General features: G+C 44.2%; 14 protein-coding genes. 9 read left to right on the top strand and 5 right to left on the bottom strand.

Features of this window, described 5'->3' with window-relative positions; all coding sequences use genetic code 11:
- Nucleotides 1–189 precede the first annotated feature (189 nt).
- Nucleotides 190–1,548, bottom strand: a complete 1,359-nt coding sequence (gene gabT, locus NST70_RS14065; protein ID WP_251460513.1) for a 4-aminobutyrate--2-oxoglutarate transaminase — start codon at nt 1,546–1,548, stop codon at nt 190–192.
- 289 nt (nt 1,549–1,837) lie between these two features.
- Between gabT and NST70_RS14060 the strand changes: the two genes are divergently transcribed.
- The gene (locus tag NST70_RS14060; RefSeq protein WP_285958661.1) at nt 1,838–2,596 is read left to right on the top strand and encodes a GTP pyrophosphokinase family protein; all 759 of its coding nucleotides are present in this window, start codon (nt 1,838–1,840) and stop codon (nt 2,594–2,596) included.
- Nucleotides 2,593–3,030, top strand: a complete 438-nt coding sequence (locus NST70_RS14055; protein WP_014097177.1) for a YwnF family protein — start codon at nt 2,593–2,595, stop codon at nt 3,028–3,030. The genes NST70_RS14060 and NST70_RS14055 overlap by 4 nt, the downstream gene beginning before the upstream one ends.
- A gap of 291 nt (nt 3,031–3,321) precedes the next feature.
- Here NST70_RS14055 and NST70_RS14050 read toward each other — a convergent pair whose 3' ends face one another.
- Complete coding sequence (locus NST70_RS14050) at nt 3,322–3,567, bottom strand: hypothetical protein (RefSeq protein WP_014097178.1); 246 nt, start codon at nt 3,565–3,567, stop codon at nt 3,322–3,324.
- 166 nt (nt 3,568–3,733) lie between these two features.
- Here NST70_RS14050 and rlmN point away from each other — a divergent pair, with 166 nt between their 5' ends.
- The 3 genes from rlmN (at nt 3,734) to NST70_RS14035 (ending at nt 7,154) form a co-directional block, all read left to right on the top strand.
- Entirely contained in the window at nt 3,734–4,801 is a 1,068-nt protein-coding gene (gene rlmN / locus NST70_RS14045; RefSeq protein ID WP_014097179.1) for a 23S rRNA (adenine(2503)-C(2))-methyltransferase RlmN, read from the top strand.
- Between the two features lie 161 nt (nt 4,802–4,962).
- Nucleotides 4,963–6,492, top strand: coding sequence for a sugar porter family MFS transporter (locus NST70_RS14040; protein WP_017552114.1), 1,530 nt, complete (start codon nt 4,963–4,965; stop codon nt 6,490–6,492).
- A 179-nt stretch (nt 6,493–6,671) separates the two neighbouring features.
- The gene (locus NST70_RS14035; RefSeq protein WP_026684843.1) at nt 6,672–7,154 is read left to right on the top strand and encodes a PTS glucose transporter subunit IIA; all 483 of its coding nucleotides are present in this window, start codon (nt 6,672–6,674) and stop codon (nt 7,152–7,154) included.
- 109 nt (nt 7,155–7,263) lie between these two features.
- Here NST70_RS14035 and NST70_RS14030 read toward each other — a convergent pair whose 3' ends face one another.
- Complete coding sequence (locus NST70_RS14030; protein WP_003352379.1) at nt 7,264–7,404, bottom strand: ribbon-helix-helix protein, CopG family; 141 nt, start codon at nt 7,402–7,404, stop codon at nt 7,264–7,266.
- Nucleotides 7,405–7,491: 87 nt separating this feature from the next.
- Between NST70_RS14030 and NST70_RS14025 the strand changes: the two genes are divergently transcribed.
- From NST70_RS14025 to yidA, 3 genes are all read left to right on the top strand, one after another.
- The gene (locus tag NST70_RS14025; RefSeq protein ID WP_014095882.1) at nt 7,492–8,610 is read left to right on the top strand and encodes an RNA-guided endonuclease TnpB family protein; all 1,119 of its coding nucleotides are present in this window, start codon (nt 7,492–7,494) and stop codon (nt 8,608–8,610) included.
- Between the two features lie 280 nt (nt 8,611–8,890).
- Complete coding sequence (locus tag NST70_RS14020) at nt 8,891–9,208, top strand: nitrous oxide-stimulated promoter family protein (protein WP_013860417.1); 318 nt, start codon at nt 8,891–8,893, stop codon at nt 9,206–9,208.
- 110 nt (nt 9,209–9,318) lie between these two features.
- Nucleotides 9,319–10,128, top strand: coding sequence for a sugar-phosphatase (gene yidA / locus NST70_RS14015; RefSeq protein WP_342475381.1), 810 nt, complete (start codon nt 9,319–9,321; stop codon nt 10,126–10,128).
- 39 nt (nt 10,129–10,167) lie between these two features.
- Here the strand turns inward: yidA and NST70_RS14010 are convergent, their stop codons facing one another.
- The gene (locus NST70_RS14010) at nt 10,168–10,392 is read right to left on the bottom strand and encodes a hypothetical protein (RefSeq protein ID WP_026684579.1); all 225 of its coding nucleotides are present in this window, start codon (nt 10,390–10,392) and stop codon (nt 10,168–10,170) included.
- 830 nt (nt 10,393–11,222) lie between these two features.
- Here NST70_RS14010 and NST70_RS14005 point away from each other — a divergent pair.
- The gene (locus tag NST70_RS14005) at nt 11,223–11,756 is read left to right on the top strand and encodes a hemerythrin domain-containing protein (RefSeq protein ID WP_026684580.1); all 534 of its coding nucleotides are present in this window, start codon (nt 11,223–11,225) and stop codon (nt 11,754–11,756) included.
- 47 nt (nt 11,757–11,803) lie between these two features.
- Here the strand turns inward: NST70_RS14005 and NST70_RS14000 are convergent, their stop codons facing one another.
- The gene (locus tag NST70_RS14000) at nt 11,804–12,907 is read right to left on the bottom strand and encodes a glycerol dehydrogenase (RefSeq protein WP_019722107.1); all 1,104 of its coding nucleotides are present in this window, start codon (nt 12,905–12,907) and stop codon (nt 11,804–11,806) included.
- Nucleotides 12,908–12,950 lie beyond the last annotated feature (43 nt).

Raw genomic sequence — 12,950 nt, 5'->3', positions numbered from 1 at the left:
CGAAAAAACGGATGCCTTAAAAGCCTGTTCTAAAAAATGGCCATCAAGAAAAAAACGAACCTCGCACTGTATGCATGTCAGAGATTCACGAAAAACCGGCCACTTGTCTCCCATTTTAAAGTCTATTTTGCACGCCCACGCTGTATGGATGTCAGAGATTTACGAAAAAACCGGGCGCCACTTTCAATGTCATAATAAAGTTACTTCTTCCTCTACGCTTGCGGCAGCGGCAATGGACTGTTTTAAAATATCCAGGCCTTCCTGCAGCTGGTCGTCTGTAATGACAATGGGCATCAGAATGCGGATGACATTGCCGAAAATCCCGGCATCCAAAAGAAGCAGCCCCCGCTTGTTGGCTTCTTTCACAATCCGCTTTGTCAATGCTTTATCCGGTTCTTTTGTCGTTTTGTCTTTTACGACTTCAAATGCACACATGGCGCCAAGTCCGCGCACATCCCCGATAAAGGTAAACTCCTTCTGCCAGCTGCGGAACGTATCAAGCACATGTCTCCCGATTTTTTCCGCCCGTTCGTTTAATTTTTCAGATTCAATGATGTCCAGTACGGCAAGGGCGGCTGCGCATCCAAGCGGGCTTCCGGCATAAGTCCCGCCAAGTTCACCCGGATTTGCCGCATCCATTATGTCGCTCCGTCCGATTACCCCGCTTAACGGGACGCCTGCTGCAAGAGATTTCGAAATGGTCATCAAATCCGGCACAACATCAAAATGCTCAATGGCAAAATAGCGCCCGGTCCGACTGAATCCTGCCTGTATTTCGTCCGATACGAACAAAATGCCGTTTTCCTGGCAGAAGTCATAAACCGCTTTTACAAATTTTTTGCCTGGCACAATGAATCCGCCTTCTCCCTGTACTGGTTCCATGACCACAGCCGCAACCGTTTCAGCGGCAACATCGTTTTGAAAGAAATTCCGGAACTCTTGGATCATATAGTCTTCATATTCTTCATCGGTCAAATTGCCGGGTTTCCGGTAAGCATAAGGGTAAGGCGCCTTATAAACTTCAGAAGCGAACGGGCCGAATTCGTATTTATACGGCTTCACTTTGCTTGTCATCGACATCGTCATTAACGTTCTGCCGTGAAAGCCGCGGGTAAAGCTGATAATGGCCGGCCGCTTCGTATATTTGCGGGCAATTTTAACGGCATTTTCGACGGCTTCTGCCCCGCTGTTTAAAAGGATGACCTTTTTCTCCGCATTCCCCGGAGCGAGCGCTGCCAATTTTTCAGCCAGTTCAATATAAGGTTCATACATCATGACGTTAAAGCCGGTATGGATAAAACGTTCAAGCTGTTCTTTGACAGCTGCGACAACTTTCGGGTGGTTATGCCCGACATTCAGCGTGCCGATTGCGCCGGCAAAATCAATATACGTATTGCCGTCCACATCTGTAACAAGCGCGCCTTTTGCTTCTTTTGCAAAAGCCGGAATGCCGTTGCTGACACCGCGGGGAACAGCTTTTTCCCTTCTTTCCAGCAGTTCTTTCGAAAGCGGCCCCGGTAGAGAAGAGTATACATTTGCATTTGTCATTTTAACGCTTCCTTTTTATTAGTTGATGATATAGATGTAACCGATCTGTCATTATGGTGCCTTTTACAAGATTATGATATTACAAATATTGCAAAAAAACAAACGCATTTTAAGGAAAATTTATCGTTTTTTGATTCATCTTTTTGGATAGCGGGTAAACAGCGAATAAAACCGCCATGATCCCTCCTGATATACATAAGGCGGGCAATGCGATTCTTTGACAAAACCCCCTCCTGCATTTAAGATGGGGATAACGGATTTGCATTGCAAATTTGAAGGAGAGACAAAAATGGAAGTTGCCATCCCGATAGATTTTGAGCAGATGAAAGAAGTCAAAACAGAGCTGACGCGGTTTATGATGTCGTATAAATTCGCGCTCCATGAAGTGATGACAAAAATTGATATTTTAAAAGAAGAATTCCAGTACGTCCATGACTACAATCCGATTGAGCATGTAAAATCGCGCCTAAAGTCACCGGAAAGCATTTTGAACAAAGCATATCGGAAGGGTTGTGCATTATCGCTTGATTCGATTCGTGAAAACATCCGCGATATTGCCGGCATTCGGATTACATGTTCGTTTATTTCAGACATATATGAGATCAGCAAAATGATCCAGCAACAAAAAGATGTAAAGTTAATTGAGTGCAAGGATTACATTCAAAATCCGAAACCGAACGGCTACCAAAGCCTCCATATGATCATCAAAATTCCGGTTTTCATGTCGGACAGGTCGGAAGAAGTGTATGTTGAGATTCAGATCCGGACAATCGCCATGGACTTTTGGGCAAGCCTGGAGCATAAAATATACTATAAATACGATGAGGATGTGCCGCAACATTTGAAGGAAGAACTGAAAGAAGCAGCAATGCAGGCAGCACAGCTCGATGTAAAAATGGAGAACATCCAAAAAGAAATGAAGGAAGTCAAAAAGCGGAACAGTGAAAACAGCGTGCACCAACTGATTATAGACGCTGAAAAGCTTCGAATCCCTGAAGATTTTTTAAAAGCGGCCTTAAATGAAACGGATGGGAAGGGATCCATTTGATCATTAATTTGAACGAAATGCCGGGGTTTGTCCGGTTTGAAATGGAGAAATTAGGGGAAATGATCGCCCCGAAACTGAAAAAAGCTAACCAGTATGCATTTTGGTCCAAACCGCTGATCTTTGTGGCAGCGCTCAATTTGTTTTTGTTGCTTCTCGTGATGCCGGCGGAGGACCGCTCGATTCCGCTCCTCCTTTTCTGTGCGGTTGCCGGGGCGTTCGGCATGGCGCTGTCGCAGGAAGCGCGGGTTTTGAGAAAAGAAATTACGAAACTCAGTTTTTCCTATATGAAAAAACGGATTGAAAAAAGCAGTATTGTCCCGGACTCGGTGAAAAAACGCTATGCGGCACTAATTGAAAAAGAACCGACGAATATTTTCCTCCATTTTATCCACTTTTTGGAAGAAGAGCAAAACAGAAAAAAAGAGCTTTGGTAAAATCCGCACGGCCCGTTGATGGCGTGCGGATTCTTTGAATTTTTATGGACGGATGGGAAAATCCAACACTCCTGCGGCATTTTTACGCTCGTTTGTCTGGATGCGTGGGGATTTTTGCCCGCTCGATAGGCCGGGCGTTTCCATGCAAGTTTTTCTCGCCATGCGGCTTCTTGGTGAGAATAGCCGGAAAACGGGCGAAACCGAAACACTTTGCATGCTGCTAACAATATAGCGGGCTGCCCCTTTTTCATACATTAGCGCTTTCAAATTTTTAAAAGCACCCTAAAAAAGCTATTCTCTTTCCGGTTCGTGCCCGATTGTGATTAAGCGCGTCTCCACGTTGATGTCCAAATTCACATCGTATCCGCAGTTTGACACCTGAACGGATGCATCACGAACAGAGAAAGCAACCACCGTATCCAGTTCGCCATCCAGCACGGCAAAGGCATACTGGTCTTCCTGATTTGTGTACAAATGGTATGATTCGTGAATGACAACGGTCCATCGGTATGGCAGGAATAATGTTTTTGTGCCCATGTCTGTCTCTCCCTGAAAAAATGTAGTTATCTAAACTATATTCGTTCCCTGCCGCCAGAATTCCTGCTTTCGCTGCGGCCCATTTTGCAACATCTGCCTGTGGAAATCGGCGGCAAATTCGATTACAATAGGAATTATGCGAAAAACGCCAGAAAAGAGGGGTAGAATGGAAAAGAAATCCATTTTTGGATTGACGATAGATCAATTGACCGGCTGGATGCTTGAACACGGACAGAAAAAATTCCGCGCCCAACAAGTGTGGGAATGGTTGTACCAAAAAAGAGTGAAAAGCTTTGCAGAGATGACGAATGTCAATAAAGACTGCCTTGCGTTACTCGAAGAACATTTCCATATTCACACGTTAAAACAAGTGGTGAAACAGGAATCAAAGGACGGCACGGTAAAATTTTTGTTCCAGCTGAAGGACGGCAATTTAATTGAAACGGTTTTGATGCGCCAGCATTATGGTTTGTCGGTTTGCGTGACGACCCAGGTTGGCTGCAATATCGGCTGTTCCTTCTGTGCGAGCGGCCTGCTCCGCAAAAACCGCGATCTTGAAAGCGGGGAAATTGTCGAGCAGATTATGTACGTTCAAAAACATTTTGATGAAGCCGGAAAGGGCGAACGGGTCAGCCATGTTGTTGTCATGGGGATCGGAGAACCGTTCGATAACTTTGAGAATGTGGTGAACTTCCTTAAAATTATCAATGCGCCAAAGGGACTGGCGATCGGTGCGCGCCATATCACCGTTTCCACAAGCGGCCTTGCACCGAAAATTTATGCGTTCGCTGATCTTGACCTACAGGTGAATTTGGCCATTTCCCTGCATGCGCCGAATAATGAACTGCGGTCGCGCATCATGAAAATTAACCGCGCGTACCCACTTGAAAAACTGATGCCTGCCATCGATTATTATTTAGAAAAAACAAATCGCAGAATCACGTTCGAATATATTTTGCTGAAAGATGTCAACGACCATAAGGAAGAAGCGCTGCAGCTTGCAAAACTGCTGCAGGACAAGCGTCATCTTGCCTATGTCAATCTCATTCCGTACAACCCTGTTAATGAGCACGGTTATCAAAGAAGCGAAAAAGAATCGATTATGACATTTTACGATACGCTCAAAAAAAATGGCATCAACTGCGTTGTGCGCCAGGAACACGGCACAGACATCGATGCTGCATGCGGCCAGCTCCGCAGTAAACAGATCAAAAAAGCAAACAGAACGGCGTAACAGCGAGCTCGCCCGTATTTTGGATTTTATCCAAAGCGGAGCGGGTTTTTTTACGTTTAAAAAAACGAACAAACAGGGTAGGTATAGGGTACAGCAATTATATGCTGAAAAAGTATTTTAACAATATATGAAGATCACAAGATAGGAAAGGAATGAGCGTAATGAGAGGAAAAGATGATGGAGACGAGGGCAGGCGTGTTTCAGTCCGTACCGAAGAAGCGGGAACAAGAAAAAAATCATTTTCCAAAAAAACTTTTCTACGTCTGATTACAATTATCTCTACGTTTGGCGGTTTACTATACGGCTATGATACTGGCGTTGTCAACGGGGCACTGCCATTCATGTCAAGGGCCGATCAACTTGATTTAACGCCGTTTACACAAGGGCTTGTCACAAGTACTTTGCTTTTAGGGGCAGCATTCGGCGCCGTGTTCGGCGGAAGACTTTCTGACCGGAAAGGGCGCCGGAAAACGATCTTAAGCGTCGCTTTTATTTTCGTCATCGCCACGCTTGGCTGTTCGATGGCGCCGAATGTGGCCACTATGGTTACTTTCCGGATGATTTTGGGCCTTGCCGTTGGCGCGACATCCGTCACAGTCCCGGCCTTTTTGGCAGAATTGTCACCTGCTGAACACCGCGGACGGATCGTTACACAAAATGAACTGATGATTGTCACCGGACAATTATTTGCTTATATTTTTAATGCAATACTGGCCAACACGTTCGGGGAAGCCGGAAACATTTGGAGATACATGTTGGCAATCGCAACATTGCCGGCTGTCGTTTTATGGCTCGGCATGCTAATTGTGCCGGAAAGCCCACGCTGGCTCGCGGCAAAAGGCAAATTTGCGATCGCGCTTGATGTTTTGCGGAAAATACGCAAGGAAAAACGGGCGCAAATGGAGTTGAATGAGATCCGCCAAACGGTCGAAGAAGATGCCAAAATGAAAAAGGCAACTTTGAAAGATTTAAAACTTCCATTTGTCCGCCGCATCATTTTGATCGGTGTCGGCATCGCAATGATCCAGCAGCTGACTGGCGTGAACTCCATTATGTATTACGGGACGGAAATTTTAAAGAAATCCGGGTTTTCGACAGGCGCAGCCCTGATTGGAAATATTGCCAACGGTTTGATTTCCGTTCTTGCAACTTTTGCAGGTATTGCACTTTTGGACAGAGTCGGCAGAAGAAAAATGCTGATCACAGGGCTTGCAGGGACAAGCACCGCGTTGCTTTTGATCGGAATTTTTTCCATCACGTTAAAAAACAGTCCGGCCCTGCCGTTTATCATTTTAAGCCTGACCGTCCTGTTTCTCGCTTCCCAGCAAGGCGGCGTGTCTCCGGTAACATGGCTCATGCAGTCGGAAATTTACCCGATCCATTTAAGAGGACTTGCGATGGGGATTTCGATTTTCTGTCTATTTATGACGAATTTCCTTGTCGGTCTGTTGTTTCCGGTTTTGTTAAACGCAATCGGCCTGTCGGCAACATTCTTCATTTTTACCGGGTTTGGCATCCTCTCCATCCTGTTTGTAAAAAAATTCGTACCAGAAACGAAGGGTCGGTCGCTTGAAGAAATTGAGCAAAGTTTCCATGCGCGGAAGGAGCGTTACTTTGCACGCAGAAGAAAATCAACCTTTAACCGGAGCAACCGGCCGCAGCACTTACATCACAGCGGCATGGACCGGTAAAAAATTTTTCGAAAAGGGTCCGGCGCGGGCCCTTTTCGCTTGTCCGAACATATAATAGAATAAGAAGTTTTTCCAAAAAGATGTAAAGTTTCCTGACGCCGAACAAGACAGTGTTCGAAAATAGGTGTATAATAGAAGTGAAAAATACAGATTTTACTGACTAAAGGAGGTGTTGCGAGATGTTCAACTGGCTGAAAAGAAAAAATTCGAAAGTGGTTACACTTGTCTCCCCGATAGCCGGCAATATGATTCCGTGCAAAGATACGGGCCAGCCAGGTAAGGGCATTGCCATCCAGCCGCTTGAAGGAAGGGTGCATTCGCCCGCAGCAGGAAGAATTACGCATATTTCTCCGGAAGATAACGCCATCAGTATATTGACAGACCAGGGGCTTGAAATTACAATTCGCCTCAATACAGAAGAAGCCGCTATGGAAAGTGAAGAATTTGTGATCATGGTCAAAGAAGGCGATCACATTACCGCCGGAACTCCGCTCATGGAATTTTCCTTTCAATTGACAGATGCCAAAACAGAAAATCTTTACTCCTCTGTCTCCGTTGCCAATATGGATCAAGTCGAAAGCATGGAAGTCCCGCCGGCTCAGACAATCGGCCTCGATGACTGGGTGATGCGGGTAAAAATGAAATCAGGGAACCGGGAATAATCTTTTTTAACGGCTTTCCGAAAGAAGTCTCCCATCCTCAAGGAATGTGAAGGTGCGAATAGCACCAATGAGTAGGTGGGAGATGAATTTCGGTTGGCTTTAGCCAAAGTTATTTTTCCAATCCTTTTCTCAACAATTCTAAGATTGCGGCTGTTCTAGTTGGAATCCCATTTTCTTTTTGATATTGCTCCAATTTTTCTAATATCGTCTTAGGCATACGAATTTCTACACGTTCTTTCTCTTCTCTCATGATTATCACCTCATATTGATTGTACGGATTTTTTACGATATAATCAATATATACGAAATTTTTCCGCACAAAGTGAGGTGAATTGATATGGCCAAGCAAAACAAAGCTTTCAAGTTTCGTTTGTTACCAAACAAAGAACAATCCGCATTATTAGCTAAGACATTTGGTTGTGTTCGCTTTGTCTACAATAAGATGTTAGCTGAACGCAAAGAAACGTATGAAAAGTTCAAGGATGATAAAGAATTGCTTAAAAAGCAAAAGTTTCCGACTCCTGCAAAATATAAAAGTGAATTTCCATTCCTAAAAGAAGTGGATTCTTTAGCTTTGGCAAATGCACAAATGAACTTACAGACTGCTTATAAGAATTTCTTTGAAGGAAATGCGGATTTTCCAAAGTTCAAAAATCGTAAAGCAAAACAATCCTATACAACTAATATGGTCAACGGAAATATTAAGCTAGAAAATGGTCATATCAAACTGCCAAAAATCAAAAAGCCAATAAAAATGAAACAGCATAGAGAGATACCTGCTGATTATAAAATCAAATCTTGCACTATTTCTAAAACAAAGACAGGCAAATACTACATTTCAATTTTGACAGAATATGAGAAAGATATTCGTCCAGTTAAAATACAGAAAGTTGTTGGTTTGGATTTTGCTATGGATGGTCTATATGTCGAGAGTGAACAGGGTAAGAAAGCCAATTACCCACGTTACTATCGGCAAGCCTTAGATAAATTAGCAAAAGCACAACGAATTCTTTCTCGAAGAAAGAAAGGTTCTGCACGTTGGAACAAGCAACGACTAGTAGTGGCTAAGTTACATGAGAAAGTGGCGAACCAACGCATGAATTTTCTTCATCATAAGTCAAAAGAATTAGCTTCTAACTTTGATGCTGTCGTGATTGAGGACTTGAACATGAAAGGGATGTCTCAAGCCCTTCACTTTGGGAAAAGCGTTCATGATAACGGCTGGGGGATGTTCACTACTTTCTTAGCGTATAAGCTAAAAGAACAAGGGAAACAACTTGTGAAAATTGATAAGTGGTTTCCCTCCACTAAGAAGTGTTCATGTTGCGGCAAGGAAAAAGAAATGCCATTATCTGAACGTGTATATAAATGTTCTTGCGGCTTTGTATTAGATCGCGATCACAATTCAGCAATCAATATCAAAAATGAGGGATTACGCTTATTAGCGTTATCATAAGTAACAAAACTCTTGGAACAAGAGGGTTAGCTCGGTCAGTTTTCGTTGGCTAGTAAAAGCAACGATAAGTCGAGAAGCCCCCACTTCAATCAAACCGTAAGGTTGATAAGTGGAGGGTAGTTCACAGAAGGTGGCTCCCATTTTTTACCGTTTTTTAAAAGGGACATAGAAATGCCGTAAAGGCTTTTGTTCTTTACGGCATTTTTGTGTGCATTGTAGAAAAATCGTTAAAATTGCTTTTCTGTGGCTGTGGTATGGTGAAAACAGGAGGTCGATCGCCATGCCAAAAAGGGAATTAAACAACGGGCCGGTCATCCAAAAAGAAAAGGAAACCGTGTCACAAATGATTGCCATTTACTGCCGGAAAAAACACCACCGCAAGACGCTTTGCGAAGAATGCCTCGATTTACAAAACTATTGCTTAAAAAGGCTTTCCTATTGCCGGTTTGGCGAGGAAAAAAGCGCGTGTTCCAACTGCAAGGTCCATTGCTACCGGAAAGATTACCGTGAAAAAATCAGGGCGGTCATGCGTTTTTCCGGCCCGTGGATGCTTTTGTACCATCCCGTTTTTTCCATCCGGCATTTATTAAAAAAATAAGTTTGGGCGATGCATGATTTGTAAATGATTTTACATAAATGGATTTTACCGGCTGAGTGTATTATGATAAAACCATATGAAATTTTTTCATCACCAAGGAGCAGAAAAATATGTATAAATTGATTGCCATTGATATGGACGGAACGCTTTTAAACGACCAGTATGAAGTCACTCCGGAAGTCCGGGAAGCTTTACATAAAGCGAAAAAGAAAGGCGTCAAAATCGTGCTGTGCACGGGGCGGCCGATCGGGGGCGTCCGCCGCTTTCTTGAAGATTTATTGCTGAATGAAGAAGATGATTATGTCATTGCCTATAACGGCGCGCTCGTGCAAAATACGCATACGAACGGGGTTGTCGCGGAACGGTCGATTGGTTACGGCGATTTGGTGCGGCTGTACGGGCTCAGCCTCGAACTGAAAACGCCGATGCATTTTTTTGACCCGGAACATTTGTATACGCCGAACCGGGATCTCAGTCCTTATACGGTTGTGGAATCTTATTTGACGCAGATGCCGGTGCATTACCGGACGTTAGAAGAGCTGCCGCGGGATATGGTGATTCCGAAAGTGATGTTTATTGACGAGCCGGAGAAGCTGAGCCGGACGATTGAAGCGATTCCGGACTGGGTGCAGGAGAAGTACACGATGGTCAGAAGCATGCCGTTTTATTATGAAATTTTGCATAAAGATGCGAGCAAAGGCAATGCTGTGAAACTCCTTGCCAGCCATCTCGGCATCCGCCGCGAGGAAGTGGTTTGTATCGGCGATAATGAAAATGACCTGACCATGATTGAATACGCCGGCTGCGGGGTGGCGATGGGCAATGCCGTCCCGAAAGTAAAGGCGATTGCCGATTTCGAAACGCGCACGAACAACGAACACGGCGTCGCCTATGCAATTGAGAAACTGGTGTTGTCGTAAAAAGAAGGGTGCCCGCCGGCAGAAGGCAGGCACCCTTCTTTAAAATGGATTCGGGCCGGGCTCTTCCAGTGCCTTAGCGAGTTCGCCGCAATCCGGGCAACAAATATAGGTATCATACAAATGATACCCGACATAGCCGTGCGTCAACTCCTGCATATCCCAAATCGTTTCCCATTCCATATCAAAAGTCTTGTTGCAACGTTTACAGTAAAACATCACACTTCCAAAATCTTCCTGTCCCTTTTCCTGCTTCTTTTTCTTCAATTGGATTAGCCCCATTCTAAAATAGTTTTAACGGTTCGGCTTTTGGCTTTTCGTGATGCATCTTACAGGCAGGCTGTCTTTTTTAAAACAGTTTGGGCCGCCCTGAACGGATTCTGCCAAATAAGACAAATTTGCAAACTATGATCTGTATCACGCCATTTTTACGCCATCTTGTATAAAATAAAGGAAATCTCAAAGAAAGAGGGGGCTTAAACAGTTTTTAATAACTTATAAAAAGTTATTAAAATTTTTGTTGATTTTATAATTTATTATCAAATGAATAAGGAGGGTAGTCGTTATAGAAAACACGCAACATTATAAAAAGTGAAAAGCAACTTTTAAAAGTTTCACGAAGACTAACGAATATTCGTCATAACTACATACATCAAATCACTTCTGAAATCGTAAACAGAAAACCAATGTTTATTGTTTTAGAAGATTTGAATGTAAAAGGTATGATGAAAAATAAACATTTAGCTGAATCTGTTCAACAACAATGTTTTCAGGTTTCCAAGTTCTAAGTTGTGTTCTTGCTGCGGAAAACTTAAAATGATAAGCACACCAAAGAACAGCAGAAAAGCCATCGCATGGGTTGCGGGGGGCCTGAAATTTATGTTAATATATGCGCAAAGGTACAGCGTCCTTTTAAAAAAATGCGTTGGTTATACCGATTCGTTAGTCGGGAATTTACGACTTTGGAGTGTTACACCAAATGCAAGTAGCGATCTGTTGAATAGATAGATGTGAAAGCAGACACGATGAAGAAGTAAGGAAACATAAAAGTTGTAATAAATTATAACTTTTTATAAGTTTTCTGTAACGGAATTAACATGGAAATGCCACATTGTGCCATGATTAGCAGCGGGGCTGATGTTGCATTGTGCGCAGGCCTCAACCAGTTGAAAAATGAGCATGGGCACTTGAATGGATTAAAACGCGCATTGTATGAAACGGCAGAGCAGATGATAAACGGTGAACTCGAAAATAAACGAGAAGCCCTTGGCGCGCTGCGGAAAGGGACTGAATCCTTTTCCGCACAGCTGAAACACCATGCCGAACGGGAAGAAAATGTGCTGTTTACCATGATGGCCCGCTACATTGGACGCGAAAACGGGCCGATCGCCGTGATGGAATACGAGCATGATGAAGCAGAAAAATATATTGAGATTTTCTTGAATGGCACAAAAATCATGGATGAAGGCCAGGCCGAAATGCTTGCTTCCTATATCGTTCAAATGTATGAGCTGCTCACAAGCCATTTTTTCAAAGAAGAAAACGTCCTGTTTCCAATGGCTGAAAACCTGTTATCAGCAGCTGAAAAAGACGAGCTGGAAGAAAAAATCTGTACAACTGGATTACAGTGAAATTCCAAAAAAGGGCTGTCCCGGAACCGGGAGCAGCCTTTTTGCCATCATGCCCATTTTTCCTTATAATACCGCCCTACGGAATCAGCAGTGACGATTGCTGCATACACAAGGTCAGGGGTGACTTCAAACGGCATGTTATAAATCGTCTCGCCTTCCGCGCAGGAAAGTTCAGCCACTTTCCGGAGCTTTTCCTCATTGAGTTCTTTCACGCCCAAATCCCCGAGCGTGACGGGAAGTCCGACACTCAGGCAGAAGGAGACCACCTCTTCAATTTCCGCTTTCGGCGCATCTTCTAAAATCAGCTGGGCGAGGGTACCGAATGCCACTTTTTCGCCGTGGTACATGCTATGGGTTTCTTCAAGCACGGTAAGCCCGTTATGGATCGCATGTGCCGCAGCAAGGCCGCCGCTTTCAAAGCCGATCCCGCTCAAATACGTATTCGCTTCAATGATTTTTTCCACTGCTTCCGTAACAAGATGTTTTTCTGCTGCCAGTTTCGCTTTTAACCCTTCCAAAATTTGCGTGTCATAACAAAGTTTTGCAAGCGTAATCGCCGCTTCCGTAACATGTCCGCCGGCCATCGTCGTTTTATTTGCCCGCTTAGTGGCACGCGCTTCAAAATACGTCGCAAGCGCATCCCCCATGCCGGAAACGAGCAGGCGGGCAGGGGCAGAGGCAATCACTTTCGTATCCATGATGACAAACGTCGGGTTCAGCGGCAGCATCAAGTATTCTTCAAACTCGCCGTTCTCTTTGTAGATGACAGACAGGGCGCTTGTCGGGGCATCGGTGGAAGCGATGGTCGGCGCGACAATCACCGGGATGTTGTTGTAATACCCGACTGCTTTTGCGGTATCCAATGTTTTTCCACCGCCGATTCCGACCATGACATCAGCTTTCTGGGATTTGCAGGCATCACAAAGCCGTTCGATTTCTGGTTTAGAACACTCGCCGCCGAATAATGCCATTTGATACCCCGTTTCTTTGCCGGCATAGCTTTCTTCAACCGTTTTGCCGACAAGGCCGGTGACAAATTCATCCGCAATAATAAACGCTTTTTTGCCAAGCCTTTCCGTATACGCCGAAAGCCTGGACAATTCATCGGGGCCCTGTATAAACTTGCTTGGAGAGGTAATGATTTTCGTCATAAAAATGCCTCCTCTTTTTGTGAAAAGTATAACAAACACAACT

The organism is Weizmannia sp. FSL K6-0777, from assembly GCF_038593185.1.
In the GTDB taxonomy this organism is placed as follows: domain Bacteria; phylum Bacillota; class Bacilli; order Bacillales; family Bacillaceae_C; genus Weizmannia; species Weizmannia faecalis.
This window is presented reverse-complemented; position numbering and strand designations above follow the sequence as displayed.

Bases quoted from the DNA above. Each gene is read 5' to 3' on its own strand.
- gabT (WP_251460513.1), bottom strand. From the start codon at position 1,548: ATGACAAATGCAAATGTATACTCTTCTCTACCGGGGCCGCTTTCGAAA.
- NST70_RS14005 (WP_026684580.1), top strand. From the start codon at position 11,223: ATGGAAATGCCACATTGTGCCATGATTAGCAGCGGGGCTGATGTTGCA.
- NST70_RS14040 (WP_017552114.1), top strand. From the start codon at position 4,963: ATGAGAGGAAAAGATGATGGAGACGAGGGCAGGCGTGTTTCAGTCCGT.
- NST70_RS14000 (WP_019722107.1), bottom strand. From the start codon at position 12,907: ATGACGAAAATCATTACCTCTCCAAGCAAGTTTATACAGGGCCCCGAT.
- NST70_RS14020 (WP_013860417.1), top strand. From the start codon at position 8,891: ATGCCAAAAAGGGAATTAAACAACGGGCCGGTCATCCAAAAAGAAAAG.
- NST70_RS14030 (WP_003352379.1), bottom strand. From the start codon at position 7,404: ATGAGAGAAGAGAAAGAACGTGTAGAAATTCGTATGCCTAAGACGATA.
- rlmN (WP_014097179.1), top strand. From the start codon at position 3,734: ATGGAAAAGAAATCCATTTTTGGATTGACGATAGATCAATTGACCGGC.
- NST70_RS14050 (WP_014097178.1), bottom strand. From the start codon at position 3,567: ATGGGCACAAAAACATTATTCCTGCCATACCGATGGACCGTTGTCATT.
- NST70_RS14060 (WP_285958661.1), top strand. From the start codon at position 1,838: ATGGAAGTTGCCATCCCGATAGATTTTGAGCAGATGAAAGAAGTCAAA.
- yidA (WP_342475381.1), top strand. From the start codon at position 9,319: ATGTATAAATTGATTGCCATTGATATGGACGGAACGCTTTTAAACGAC.
- NST70_RS14025 (WP_014095882.1), top strand. From the start codon at position 7,492: ATGGCCAAGCAAAACAAAGCTTTCAAGTTTCGTTTGTTACCAAACAAA.
- NST70_RS14035 (WP_026684843.1), top strand. From the start codon at position 6,672: ATGTTCAACTGGCTGAAAAGAAAAAATTCGAAAGTGGTTACACTTGTC.